Source organism: Candidatus Rhodobacter oscarellae, from assembly GCF_001078595.1.
GTDB classification, from domain to species: Bacteria; Pseudomonadota; Alphaproteobacteria; order Rhodobacterales; family Rhodobacteraceae; genus Rhodobacter_B; species Rhodobacter_B oscarellae.
The window spans coordinates 3,554,078-3,566,501 of sequence record NZ_LFTY01000002.1; the positions used below are offsets into that span (position 1 = coordinate 3,554,078).

General features: G+C 67.2%; 12 protein-coding genes and 1 pseudogene. All 13 read right to left on the bottom strand.

Annotation, left to right across the window (positions count from 1 at the left end):
• Nucleotides 1-79: 79 nt before the first annotated feature.
• A pseudogene (locus AIOL_RS26035) lies at nt 80-1,123 on the bottom strand (DUF4139 domain-containing protein); the annotation flags it as partial.
• A gap of 78 nt (nt 1,124-1,201) precedes the next feature.
• Nucleotides 1,202-2,401, bottom strand: coding sequence for a type II secretion system F family protein (locus tag AIOL_RS21770; protein ID WP_082152733.1), 1,200 nt, complete (start codon nt 2,399-2,401; stop codon nt 1,202-1,204).
• Complete coding sequence (locus tag AIOL_RS21775; protein WP_049644915.1) at nt 2,402-3,844, bottom strand: GspE/PulE family protein; 1,443 nt, start codon at nt 3,842-3,844, stop codon at nt 2,402-2,404. It lies immediately after the preceding gene.
• A 472-nt stretch (nt 3,845-4,316) separates the two neighbouring features.
• On the bottom strand, nt 4,317-6,254 hold the full coding sequence (locus AIOL_RS21780; protein WP_235439131.1) for a secretin N-terminal domain-containing protein: 1,938 nt from the start codon (nt 6,252-6,254) through the stop codon (nt 4,317-4,319).
• Nucleotides 6,241-7,074, bottom strand: coding sequence for a type II secretion system protein N (locus tag AIOL_RS21785; RefSeq protein WP_160314546.1), 834 nt, complete (start codon nt 7,072-7,074; stop codon nt 6,241-6,243). Before AIOL_RS21785 ends, AIOL_RS21780 begins: the two co-directional genes overlap by 14 nt.
• 129 nt (nt 7,075-7,203) lie before the next feature.
• Nucleotides 7,204-7,731 (bottom strand): hypothetical protein, encoded by a 528-nt coding sequence (locus AIOL_RS21790; protein ID WP_049644917.1) that lies wholly within the window; start codon nt 7,729-7,731, stop codon nt 7,204-7,206.
• Entirely contained in the window at nt 7,728-8,231 is a 504-nt protein-coding gene (gene gspM / locus AIOL_RS21795) for a type II secretion system protein GspM (protein WP_049644918.1), read from the bottom strand. The genes AIOL_RS21790 and gspM overlap by 4 nt, the downstream gene beginning before the upstream one ends.
• A complete protein-coding gene (locus AIOL_RS21800; protein WP_152912637.1) occupies nt 8,228-9,373 on the bottom strand; it encodes a hypothetical protein in 1,146 nt (381 codons plus the stop codon). The genes gspM and AIOL_RS21800 overlap by 4 nt, the downstream gene beginning before the upstream one ends.
• Before the next feature lie 48 nt (nt 9,374-9,421).
• Nucleotides 9,422-10,273 (bottom strand): type II secretion system minor pseudopilin, encoded by an 852-nt coding sequence (locus AIOL_RS21805; RefSeq protein ID WP_049644920.1) that lies wholly within the window; start codon nt 10,271-10,273, stop codon nt 9,422-9,424.
• Nucleotides 10,270-10,851 carry a type II secretion system protein GspJ gene (locus AIOL_RS21810; RefSeq protein WP_049644921.1) on the bottom strand — a complete coding sequence of 194 codons (582 nt, stop codon included), beginning with the start codon at nt 10,849-10,851 and terminating at the stop codon, nt 10,270-10,272. Before AIOL_RS21810 ends, AIOL_RS21805 begins: the two co-directional genes overlap by 4 nt.
• Nucleotides 10,848-11,216, bottom strand: coding sequence for a PulJ/GspJ family protein (locus tag AIOL_RS21815; protein WP_049644922.1), 369 nt, complete (start codon nt 11,214-11,216; stop codon nt 10,848-10,850). Before AIOL_RS21815 ends, AIOL_RS21810 begins: the two co-directional genes overlap by 4 nt.
• Nucleotides 11,201-11,638 carry a GspH/FimT family pseudopilin gene (locus AIOL_RS21820; protein WP_049644923.1) on the bottom strand — a complete coding sequence of 146 codons (438 nt, stop codon included), beginning with the start codon at nt 11,636-11,638 and terminating at the stop codon, nt 11,201-11,203. The genes AIOL_RS21815 and AIOL_RS21820 overlap by 16 nt, the downstream gene beginning before the upstream one ends.
• Complete coding sequence (gene gspG, locus AIOL_RS21825; protein WP_049644924.1) at nt 11,623-12,063, bottom strand: type II secretion system major pseudopilin GspG; 441 nt, start codon at nt 12,061-12,063, stop codon at nt 11,623-11,625. The genes AIOL_RS21820 and gspG overlap by 16 nt, the downstream gene beginning before the upstream one ends.
• Nucleotides 12,064-12,424: the final 361 nt, after the last annotated feature.

Genomic DNA, 12,424 nt, shown 5'->3' on the forward strand with positions numbered 1-12,424 from the left:
AAACCTTCGTCGGTTCCCGGGTTTTTGAGGGTGAAAACGCTGTCCTTGACATCAACTGGCCCATTACGGAAGGCAGCGTCACCGGGGCGGGGCTCTGATAGGCAAGGATCTGGCCATCAAGGGCGCGCATGGCCCCGGTCTCTTCGATAATAACTTCGGGTTCGACAAAAACGGGATCGGTCATCGCCGCGCTCTCGTCGAGCACGCCACCTAAGCCGTTAAGCAACGGCTCTGGCTTCTCGATTCGTGCGCGGCTGGTCCAAACGCGCGAGGGTTCGGCCTGGCCCAGATTGGCGGTCGACAGGATCAAATCGACGTCGCGCCAATCCGCCTCCGAGTATTGCGTGACCGCGACCTTGCGCGTGATCTCCACTTTGGGGGCTGTTGCCTCGTCTCGTAGGCGCATCTCGTAGATCAGCGCCCAGCCCGCCTCGGCGGCATGCTTCAGCACAAAGCTGGTCTGCCCCGCCACACTGACGGACACGTCGATGACCAGCCCGGGCCCGAAGGATTGCGGCGGGTTCAGCGCCGCGTGGGCCCGCCTTGCGGCTTCTAGATCGCGGTTTAGCGTTTGCAGCTCCTCGGTAAGGCGCGCAGTCGTGGCGTTGAGCTCCACCATGGCCGCGCCCGTGCCAGAGCTTTCCTCGCGGAGCGCCTGCCCCATGCCGCGGATGTCCTCTGGGCTGAGCCCGGTCTGCGTGGGCCCGGTGATTGAGCCCAGGAAGGTCCGCTGCGCGGAAAGGGCCGCCAAATCGGCTTCGATCGCGGCGATCTCCCGTTGTTTGGTGTCCACCAGGGCGTCTATGCGGTCGATTTCGGCCTGCGCGGCGGCTTGTTCAGGGGTGGCGATGGCGTCGGCATCGAAATCAAGCGCCTCGGCGCTGCGAAGGGCGGTGATGCGCGCGCCGTCAGAGGCGGTCAGGTCCAATAGGTCATCCTCAAGGGGCTCGGGTAGCGGCACCAGCACCCGGTGATCGCCCACGGGCAGGTCCAGCGTGGCCCCACGGGTGACCATCGCGGTCTGCTGGAACACCTCTACGGCGCGCGGCGGCATCTGGGTCTGGACGTCATCTGCAAGCGCCGGCATCGCGGCCAAGCACAACACGGCAATGAAATGTCTCATAATTCCTGCTCCTATATTTGTGTCGAGCCTGCCAGAACAGGCGCTGAACCGCAAACCACAGCGCCAAATGCGCGCTGATCAGCTGATCACCACCGATTGCAGCTCGAAGATCGGCAGCAGGATCGCCAGCACGATGATCAGCACAAAGACCCCCACCAGCATCATCAGCACCGGGTCCAGGATCTGGGCGATGCGCTTGCGGTCATTGGCCAGCCAAGTCTCGACCAGCACCGCGGCGCGGTCGGCCATGGGGGCGAGCCGCGCGCTCTCCTCGCCCACGCGGATCAGTTGCAGCGCGACGGGTGGCAGCAGCGTGAGGCGCCGGATCGCGCCGGACAGGCTCTCGCCCTGCCTGACGGCAGTGACAACGCCGTCGGCCTCTTCGCGGTGATGCGCGACGGTCAGCACATCGGCGGCGCCCTCGGCGGCGTTCACCGCGGTCTGGCGGCTGCCCAGGACCAGCGCCAGGGTCCGCAGGTATTGCCCGGCCATCGCCATGCGTCGCAACCGCCCGAAGATCGGCAGGCGCAGCAGGATGCGGTCCGCGCGGTTGCGGACGCGCGGCACGCGCAGCGCCAGGTAGCCGCCTAGGATCGCGGCGCCCAGCGCCGCCGCCAGCCCCACCCAATTCGCCTGGATCCAGCCCGTGGCGCCCAGCACCACCTGCGTCAGCTCCGGCAGCGGCCGGGCCGAGACCTCGAACATCGCGACCACCTCGGGGGCCACGCTGGTCACCAGCACGGCGCAGACCACCAGCGAGACCAGCGCCACAAAGGCCGGGTAGATCAGCGCCGTGGCGATCTCGGCGCGATTGGCGCCCTGCGCCTCAAGGAAGTCCGCCAGCCCGCCAAAGACTACAGCCAGGTCGCCCGAGCTCTCCCCGGCGCGCAGCGACGAGGTGTAGTAGGGCGCAAAGCCGCCCCGGCCGCGCGCGATGGCGTCCGATAAGGGGTAGCCCTCGAGCGTGGCGGCCTTCAGCTCGCCTGCGAAGGCCTGCATGGCGCGCGAGCCCTCGCTTTCCATGACCGCGTCCAGGGCGTTCTCCACCGGCAGCTCGGCCTCCAGCAGGACCGCCATCTGCCGCGAGAATATGGCGCGCTCATCGGCGTCCAGCTTGGCGCGCCCGCCCGCCCGGCGCTTGGCGCGCGCGGTGATCTCGGCGGGCATCAAGCCATCGGCCTGCAGGGCGTCCGAGGCCGCCCGCTCGCTTTCCGCGACCAGCGTGCCGGTCTTGCGCCGCCCGTTGCCGTCATAGGCGATATAGGCGTAGCTCTGCACTTATTCAGCGCCCAGCACCCGGTGGAGCTCGGGGATGGTCGTGCGCCCCTCCGCCACCAGCTTGAGCCCCTGCGCGATCAGCGTGCTGCCCGCGGGCACGGCCAGGCGCTTTAGCGCCTGCTCCGAGGCGTTCTCGCCAATCGCCGCGCCGACATCCTCGGTGATCTCCACGATCTCGTAGACGCCCTGGCGGCCCTGATAGCCGGTATCTGCGCAGTCCTCGCAGCCCACCGCGCTGGGCACCGACAGCGGCACGGGCAGGCCGTGCGCGGCGAACATCTCTGCCGTGGCTTGGTCCGGCGCCGCGCTTTCCGCGCAATGGGTGCATACCTGCCGCAGCAGCCGCTGCGCCAGGATCCCGCGCAGGGTCGCGGCGATCAGGTAGTTGTCCAGCCCCAGGTCCCGCAGCCGCGTGACCGCGGCCACCGAGCTGTTCGCGTGCAGCGACGAGAACACCAGATGCCCCGTCAGCGAGGCCTGTGCGGCGACCTGCGCTGTTTCGCCATCCCGGATCTCGCCCACCAGGATCACATCCGGGTCCTGACGCAGCGTCGCGCGCAGCCCGGCGGCAAAGCTCATGCCGATCTCGCTATTGGTCTGGGTCTGGCTGATGCCCGGCAGATGGTATTCGATCGGGTCCTCGACGGTGACGATGTTGCGCTTAGTGTGGTCCGAGAGCTGCAGCAGCGAGTAAAGCGTGGTCGTCTTGCCCGAGCCGGTAGGACCGGTGGCCAGCACGATCCCGTCGGGCCGCGCCGCGAGCCGCGCCAGCGTGGCCTCTTGGTCCTCGCCCAGCCCAAGCCGCTCTAGCGGCATCAGCCCGGAATGGCGGTCCAGCACCCGTAAGGTGATGCGCTCGCCGAATTGGCCGGGCAGGGTGGACATGCGCACGTCGATGTCGCGCCCGCCATAGCGCAGCCCGATCCGCCCGTCCTGCGGCAGCCGCGTCTCGGCCGTGTCCATGCCCGCCATGACCTTGAGGCGGCTCACAACGCGGCGCACTGGCACGTCAGAGCGGTCCATAACGGTGCGCAGCATGCCGTCCACGCGCACGCGGGCGCGCAGCCCGTCCTCATAGGGCTCCACATGCAGGTCGCTGGCGCCGCCGCGCACCGTGCGCCGCATGAGCTGGTTGACCAGCTCGATGACCGGCGCCTCGGTGGCGTCCTCTAGGAGATCGCGGACCGCCGGCCCGCCGCCCGCCTCAAGATCAAAGGTCAGGTCGTCCTCGTCGCCCGCCTGCGTGCCCTCGCGGTAATGGCTGTTAAGAAGGGCCTCAAAGGCTTCGGCCTCAAGCCGCTCCACCGTCAAGGCGATGCCCGCGCGCCGACGCGCCTCGCGCATGCCGAGGACCGTCGCGCCCGGCCCGCAGACCAGCGCGTCACCCCGCAGGACCATCTGCTGGTCGCGGGCGAAGGTGAAAGGCAGGTCAGGCTTGGCCATCCGGAGCGCGTCTCTATCGTTTTCGGGTCTATGTCAGTCGGACTGTAGCCCGGGCGCGAGCAGAATGGAATCCGTGTGCGCTTTAGGGCCTGGGGCGGGTATAGGTCGAAACGAACAACGCCCCGGCGACGTTTGCCGACACCAGATGAAACGGCATTCACACAGTGCGACCGCCCGAGCTTGCCTCGGGCAGCGGCCGACCTCCCCCAGGAGGCCGCTTTTGCCACGTTGCAATTCATTGGAACGGTGGCGTTTTCAGAAATCACTCGCGATACAGAACCGCTGCGCAGGCGACCTCCAGGTCGGCCGCTGCCCGGGTCGCGATTGGTTCAAGGTGGAGGCCCCGGATCAAGTCTGGGGCGGGAGATCTTCAACGACCGCTCCTCGCCAGACACGGGCCACCATAATCTCTGTTAGCCCATGTCTTCTCCGCCGCCGCGCAAGACGCCAACGCGGGCGTTCAAGCTGCGCGCTACTGCGCGTTGAATTGCAGCCGCGAGGGCAGCGGCGGGAATGTCCTGGACCGGGCGTAGTCGTCGATGAACCCCGCATCGAAGGGCTGGTTCAGGTTCGCCCCGTCGAAGGGGAAGGCGACCAGCGGTTGGTTCGGGAACTGCCCATCGGGGTCGGGCTGGATGGCGCGGGTCGCGCGTTTGGCATCGCGCGCGACCTCGCGGGACAGGCGCGTGGCCTCGCGGTCATTGGTCACCACGCGGGGCCGCAGCAGCAGCAGCAGAACGCGTTGGTTCTTGGTCACGGCGCGCCCCCGGAACAGCGCGCCCAGCAAGGGCAGGCGCGACAGCCCGGGCACGCCGGCGTTCTCGGACCCGGCGCCGTTCTCCAAGAGACCGCCCAGCATAATCACCTGCCCGTTGCCCACCAGCACGTTGGTGGACAGGGTGCGTTTCGAGGTGATCTCGCCCCCCGCGGCGCTCGCCCGGCGGGTCAGCGACGAGGCCTCCTGCGAGATCTCCATGCGCACGGTGTTGTCGCCGGTGATCTGCGGCGTGACGCGCAGCTTCAGCCCCACATCCTGGCGCTCGATGGTCTGGAAGGGCCGCTCTGGCGTCGGGCTGTCGCCCACCGTCGCGAAAGAGCCCGTCACGAAGGGCACGGACTGCGCCACGACGATCTCGGCCTCGGTATTGTTGAGCGTCAGTATCGAGGGCGTGGCCAGAAGGCGCGTGGTGTTGGCCTGGCTCAGCGCCGAGAGGAAGCCGATGAACCCGCTGTCGCCCGCGGCGTTGACAGAGGCCGACCCAGCCGTCAGGCCCGATCCGGGGCTGGGAACGCTGCCAGAGATCGCCGTGTTCAGCATCGAGGTCAGCGTCGAGCGCCCGCCCACGCTGAACTCCGCCCCGCCAAACAGCGCGTCATTCAAAAGCCCACCGAATTGCACGGAAAGATCGCTGAGCGTCTGCACCGAAAGTTCAAAGATCACCGCCTCGACCAGCACCTGGCTGGGCCGCTGATCCAGCCGCTTGATCGCGTTGACGATGCCATCCACCCGGTCGCTGGGCGCGGTCACGATGATCGAGTTCGTCTGCGGCTCGGCAACGATGGTCACTTCGGATGTGCTGTTGGCGTCCCCCGCCAAGACCGACCGCGCGATAACGCCCTCTAGCTGCAAGGCATCCGCGTAGTTGAGCTGCACCACCGAGGTGGAGGTGCTGCGCTGCGGGGTGTCAAGCTGGTTGACCACGGTGCGCACGCGGCTGCGGAACTCGTCATTGCCGCTGACCACGATGGCGTTAGAGCGGAAATCGGCGGTCACCGAGCCGCCCGGCGGCACGATTTCGAGCGCCTGGATCGTCGACAGGATGTCCTGCGCGTTGGAGTAGTTCAGCCGGATCGTCTCGATGGTCTTTCGCCGCGGCTGGTCGAGCTGCCCGATCAGGGTGCCGATCCGGTCAATATTCTCGCGCCGGTCCGATAGGATGATTAGCCCGGATTGCTCAACCGTGGACAAAACGGCCTCGGCGGGCAGCAGGGGCCGGATGACCTCGACCGTCTCGCCCAAGGAGATGTTGCGTACCACGAAGACCCGCGTCTCGAACGCGCCGCCTGCCGTGCGCACGCGCTCACTGGGGGGCAGCTCGCGGGCGATGTCCAAGGGCACGATGCGGTCCACTTGCTCGCCCTCGATAATGGTCAGGCGGTTCAGCTCTAGCACGTTGAGGAAGATCTCGTACAAGGCCGCGCTGTTGACGGTGCCCGGCGCGATCACCGTCACCGTGCCGTCGACGCGGTTGTCCAGGGTGAAGTTCCGCCCGGTGGACTGCGCCACGATCTCGACAAAGCTGCGCAGATCCGCGTCGCGCAGATCCAACGAGATCTGCGCGCGGACCGTGGCGGTGAAGCTGAGGAAGATCGCCAGGGCGACCAGGATTGCGCGGCTAGCCTTGATCAAGGGTGACCCTCACGATTTGCCGCGCGCCGTCGCGCAGGATGTCCAACTCTAATGCGCCGCTGTTCAGGTCCTCGTCTGAGACGCCCGACAGCAGGTCCGCGTTTGTCAGCGCGGCCCCGTTGACCGCCATGATCGTGTCGCCGGGGCGCAGGCCCATCTGCGCATAGAAATGCCCTGGCCTAACCCGCGCGACGTTCATCCCTGTGCCGCCGATGGGCGGCTCCAATTGGCCCGCCTCGGCCAGCAGGGCGCTGATGGTCTCGCGGTCGACCTGCTCGAGCACCAGCGAGACATCCGCCGCAACATCAGATGCCGCCGCAGCGCTGGGCGCTTCTAGCTGTACGATGCCGTCCAATCTGGTGCGCTGCACCGGGATAAGCTCTGTCTTGCCGTCATACTCGATCCAGACGCCGCGCGCGTCGATGGCGGTCACCGTCTCGCCGCCGATCAGCGTGTCGCCGATCTTCACCACGATGTTGCGGTCGTTCTCGGCCAGCATGGCCATGCCCGCGCCGCTATCAAGGCCGGCGACGATGCCGGTCAGCCAGTAGGTGGTGTTCTCTTCGGGCGGCGCCTCGGCGGTCTCCGGCTCGGGCAGGGGCTCCGGCTCCGGCGCCACCTCGGGCACCACGCCAAAGACGGCGGGCCAGGCGTCGGGAACGTCCCGCGCGGTCACCAGGATGGGCTCAACCGCAGGCGCACGCTCTGGCTGCGAAAAGGCGTCGGGGGCGGCGGGCAAAAGGGCAAGACCCAGCGCGCCGCAGGCAAAGCCCAGCGCGGCCACCGCGATACTCGTGAAGAGCCCTGACAAAAGTCTCACCTTATCGCCCCAGTCCCTCGCCGGCATGCCTAAGCCTGACAGACCCGTTCCTTAGCACCGATCCGCCTTGAACGGAAGCTAAGTGGGTCCTTTGGAACGGGTTTTCCGCCGATGCGTGACCCGGGCTTGCTAGGGTGCCGGAACCTGCACCGTAAGGGTGTTTCCGTTCACGACGCCGAGGGGCCCAAAGCCTTTTGGCACGCCGCTCTCTGGATCGAAGGTGACTGTGATCTGCCCGGGGCCGCGTGACTTGCGGTTGAGCACGGGGAGTTTGCCCTCAATGTTGCTAAGGCGGAGGACGCCATTAACCCCGTCCGAGGCGCTGCCGCGCCCGTTTCGAAGCACGGCGTCCTGCGGCCACCAGGGCAGCAAAAGTTCCGCCCGCGCTTCTATCGCATCTCCTGAAAGCTTCAGCTCCCAATGCAGCCCGTCCAGGTCCGGCGCAACGGCGCGCCAACGCAACAGGATTTCGGGTTGCCCCGGCACAGCAATCCCCGCCGAGCCTTGCCGCATCCCGGCGTCATCGTTGATGGCTTGCGTCCATTGCGGCAGGTCATCGCCAAACGCCATCCGCAGGTGGCGGATCTCGCCGAACCAGGCCAGCGCGGCGCCCAATCCCGCCACAAAAACAATCAGATAGAACAAGGCCCGGATCATTGCGGCACCCGCAGCTCAAACTGCGCGCGGACCAAGCCGGGCGAGGCCGCCTCGATCCGGAACGCGTGCAGGCGGTAGCCCCAGCGCGGCTCCGCATCGCTGAGCCAGCGGCTGAGTTCATCGAACAGCGCGTCCTCTAATGCAATATCCACCCCGCCGTCAGAGCGGTCGGCAAGCTGGGTGATCTGGTCGCGCAGCCCGGCACCGATCAGGCCTTCCTCGATCGCGGCCAGCCCGATGACCTCGGATGTGTTGGCCTCGGCGTTGGTGGCGGAAGCGGCCTCGGCGCTCAAGGGCATTTGCCGCACTTGCCCCGCGACCCAGTCCCGCAGGGCGGTGGCCTCGCGGGCCTGCTGACGGGCCGCGTCGCGGGCCTCGGTCATGGGCAAAACGGCAAGGAACACCACAGCCAGCGGCAGCGCCACCAGGGCCATCAGCCCCAGAAGCGCGCGCTCCCGCCCCGAGAGCTGCGCCAGGATGCCAGAGAGCCCGCCGCTCATTCGAGTAGCTCCAGGCGCAGGCGCGCGGACACGCCGCCCGATTGCTCGGCGCGGCTATCCAGTTGCTCGACCAGGAAATCGGCGCCTTGCAGGTCCAGCACAAGCGCGTCCAGCGCCGCAAAATCCGGGGTCTCGATGGTGGTCTCCAGCCCGGTCTCCGGGCGGTAGGTCACAAGCGCGACCTGCGCGGTGTCGCGGGTCAGGACCTCGGCGGCGATCTGGAACTGCGTCAGCGCGGGCAGACCCTGGACCTCGATCACCTCGGGTTCTACGGCGGAGGCAAGCACCGCGCCGACCTGCGCGCGCACGTCCAGGATTGGGCCATCGGGCACAAAATGCTGGCGCACCATGGCCAGCGTCAGGTCGCGGTTCTGGGCGGCCTCTTGCTGCGCCGTTTGGGTTTGGAGGTAGAGCATGCCCAGCCACAGGGCGGCAGCGCTGGCGGCGGCCAGCGCGCCCAGGCGCCAGCGCCGCAGCCCCGCCTGGATGCGCTGTGGCGCGGCGCTGGGCGGGGTCAAGAGGTTCAGCCCGGCGGTGACGTCGGCCCAGCGCAGCGGCGCGAGCCCGGCCTTCTTCAGCGCGGCGGGATCGGTGTGGATCGGCACGCCAAGACCTGCGAGATATGCGTCCACCGCGGTGTTGGGATCGCCCAGGCGCAGCACGCCTTTCGGCGCATCAGTGGCCTGAAGCTGTGCGATGGCCAGATCCGCCTCGGCGGTGAACCCGTCATCGGCCGCCAGGCGCGCGCGCAGGGTGTCGCCCTCGACCTCGATGGCCCATAGGCCCGGCGCGCTGGGCAGGGCGAAGAAATCGGGCAGGATGGCCTGGCAGCCCTTTGTCGCCTTCTGCCGCCAGGCGGCGATGTCGTCCCGCGCCATAAAAAGGACGCGGTTCCAAGTCTTGGCGCCCTTGGGTTGCAGCGGGTGGATCTCGAAGCTGCCGGCGGGCAGGGACACCATGTCAGAGACCTGCCGACCGGCCACCTGTTCGCGCGCGCCGCCGCTCAGCTTTGCTGGCAGCTCCACGGGCAGGATCGGCGAAAGCGTGCCGGGCAGCAAGCCGACATATGCGCCGCCGGGCGCTTGGCCGGCGCCCAGCCGCCGCATCGGCGGTGCCCCTGGAATGCGATAGGTCTTGCTCAACGTCTGTCGCCCCTTTGGGCCACGTTATGCGGCGGAATTGGCGCGGGCTCAATCATAGACCGCCCAGCGCAGCACGCGCCGCGTCGGCGTCTCGGCGGTCGTGTCTATTTGGATGATCAAGGCGCGGCGCAGGTGCAGATCGCCCAGATCGGCGCGGATATCGGCGCGGAACCACATGCTGCCGACGGTCAACCGGGTGTCGAAGGGCAGGTGATCCAGCTCCTCAGTGCCCAGCAGTTCCTCGGCGCGCTTGCGTAATTCGCTGGTGGACTGGATCGGTGTCTGTCGCTGCATGATCTCCGTGATCAGCTCTGGCGGCAGGGGCGCGATTGCGGCCCGCTTGACCGCGTCAGAGGCGGTGTTGAGGTTAAGCCTGGTGTCCACGGGCAGGGCCGACAGGCTGGAGCGCATCGCGGCGAATTCGCCTGTTGCGATGCCGGGGACCGCGCGCAGGTCGTCCACCGTCATGGCCGGGCCGCGCTGCGCCACGAAGATGGCAAGCGCATTCACCAGGGCGGGGCGCAGCCCCAGCTCTGTGAAAGTTGCGCGGAACACGTCCCTTGCGTAATCGTCGTCGCGTGTGAGCCAGTTCACGTTCAGCCGCCCCTGCAGATCCACCAGGCTGATCGCGACGCGGCCTCGATCGATGGGAAAGCGGTGCGGCCCCTTGGCCCAGCTTTGGCCGGAATGCGCGATGGGGTTGTCGGTGACGTCGGCCAATAGCGCGGGCAACAGCCGCTCTGCCCCGTCCAGGTAAAGCGAGAGCTGCGCGGCTTGGCTCGCCCCGGCGCCGCGGATGCGCGCGGATTCCGACCGCGTGAGCATCGCCGCGGCAACCGCCGCGATTGCCAGCACCACGACCAAGGCGTTTATTAACACGGCGCCGCGGTCCCGGGTCATCGCAGGCTCACCATGATTTCCAGAGGGCCGAGCCGGGCATGGTCCAGCGTGATGCGGGCGCCAAGCGGCAGAGCATCGGGGTTGCGCGGGTCCGGGGCATATCCGGGCCGCCATCCGCCGAGGACTTGATAGGTTTCGATTTGGAAACCCCGAATATCGGACAAATAGCCTTGCTCAGGCGGGCGTTCGGGGCCGGGCTGTAGGTCGGTCCAAACGCGGCGTATCAGGCGCCCGGCGCCGGGGTCGAGCCTCCATTGGACGCGGCCAAATCCGGTGGCACCTGGCGCGCTGCGCGACAGCCCGCCAATCGACAGCTCGACGCCGGATGGGGCGGTCAGAAACGCGTCACGGTGGGTACCCTCCGGCGCCACAAAACCGCGCGGAACGGCGCTTTCTAGATCCAGGCGCAGCATTGCCAGCCCATGTGCTAGCCCTGCGCTTTCGTCGCTCACCGCGCTAAGGCGTTCGGCATTGCGCAGGCTGGCTTGCATCACTTGAACGCCGATGAGCGCCACGAGCGAGAAAATTGCCATCACGGCGACAAGTTCAAGCAAAGAGAAACCGGACTGCCGCCTCATGGCTCTGGCGGTCCGGACGGTGCATAAACGACCACAAGCGCGCCCGGGTGACCTTCGGCCTGCGCCCGGATGCGCGCCTCGACAAAGCCACCCTCGGTCGGCGCGGTCTCTATGGTGATGTGCCAGTCGATGCCGCCCAGGGCGGTCTGCGTGGGCCCGGTACCGGCGCCCGCGACCCCGAGCATCTGAAACTGCGCGGCCCGGTTTAGGGCTGCCTGCTGCGCCATAAGCCGCGGGAGTTCCTCGCCAATGCCGCGCCGGGCTTGGTTGAGCCCCTGAAATCCTGCGACGATTCCGATGGACAGCACCAGCACGGCGACGACCATCTCGACGAGGCTTATGCCGTGGTCTAGCCGCCGGCGCATGTCAGTGGCCCCCACCCTTCGGTTGCGCATTGGGTTGCCCCATTCGGGGTTTTGAATTGCAGGCGGATCGGCGTGGTTTGGCCGCTGGGGGTGAAGACGATGGTGGCCTCTGCGGCGGGTGGCGTTTGCAGCGTGACCGCGCCGTGCCAAGGCTGCGGCTCTGACGCCGTTTGCCAGTCATTGTCCCAACTAAGCCGCTGGACACCCGTCGCCGAGACGGCAAGTCCGATGCGTTGCCGTGACAGTGTGGCCTCGGCCCTTAGGCGATCGTGAAGCGCCTGGAAGCGCGCCCAATCGCGCGCCTCGGCGGACGGGCGCGACAGGCTTAGCACCGCCGAGACGGACAGCAATGCCAGCATGGCGACCACGACCATAAGCTCAACCAAGGTAAAGCCCGCGTCGGAACTCAGCCGCCGGTCCATGTGCCGATATCCGCGTTCACCCCGTCGCCGCCGGTGACACCGTCAGCGCCGAAGGTGAAGATGTCGAAATCCCCGTGCACGCCGGGCGAAAGATACTGGTAGGGCTTGCCCCAGGGGTCGTTGGGCAGGCGATCAATATAACCGCTGGCGGCGTAGTTGGGCGGCGTGGGCTCGCCGACCGGCGCTTGCACCAAAGCCTGCAGGCCTTGCTGCGTGGTGGGGTAGGTGAAATTGTCGAGCTTGTAGAGGTTGACCGCGTTTGTCAGCGCCGCCAAATCAGACTGCACGCGGGCGATGCGGGCCTGATCCGGGCGGTCGATGATGCGCGGAACGATGACCAGCGCTAGGATCGACAGGATCACGACGACAACCATCAATTCCAGCAGCGAAAATCCGGCCTCCTTGTCATCTTTGGTTTTAACCATAACGCCCCACAATCAATGCCTGCCGCTAGGAGTCTAGCAGTAGTCACGGGGTCTCTCAACGATCACGGTGATTTGGAGAGCATTCGGTTGGGCTGGACGGCGGGGCCCCATTTCGGGGTGGCAAAATGCCCGAGAGCTCAGGCTTGCCGCTGTCACGACGGGGGCGGGGCATTTTGGCCGCACCGATATGGGGAGCATGAAGCGTGCCGCAGGCACTCAATGGGATTAAGATTGGTCAAAGAAAGACGCGCCGTCAGCGCCCGCCCTGCACGATTGTGTTGCGATTCGCGTGAAGATTTCCCTAATCTTCACGAGGATCCGCCCGCCAGAGCCCAACCGGCCAATCGTGCCGGAACGCGCC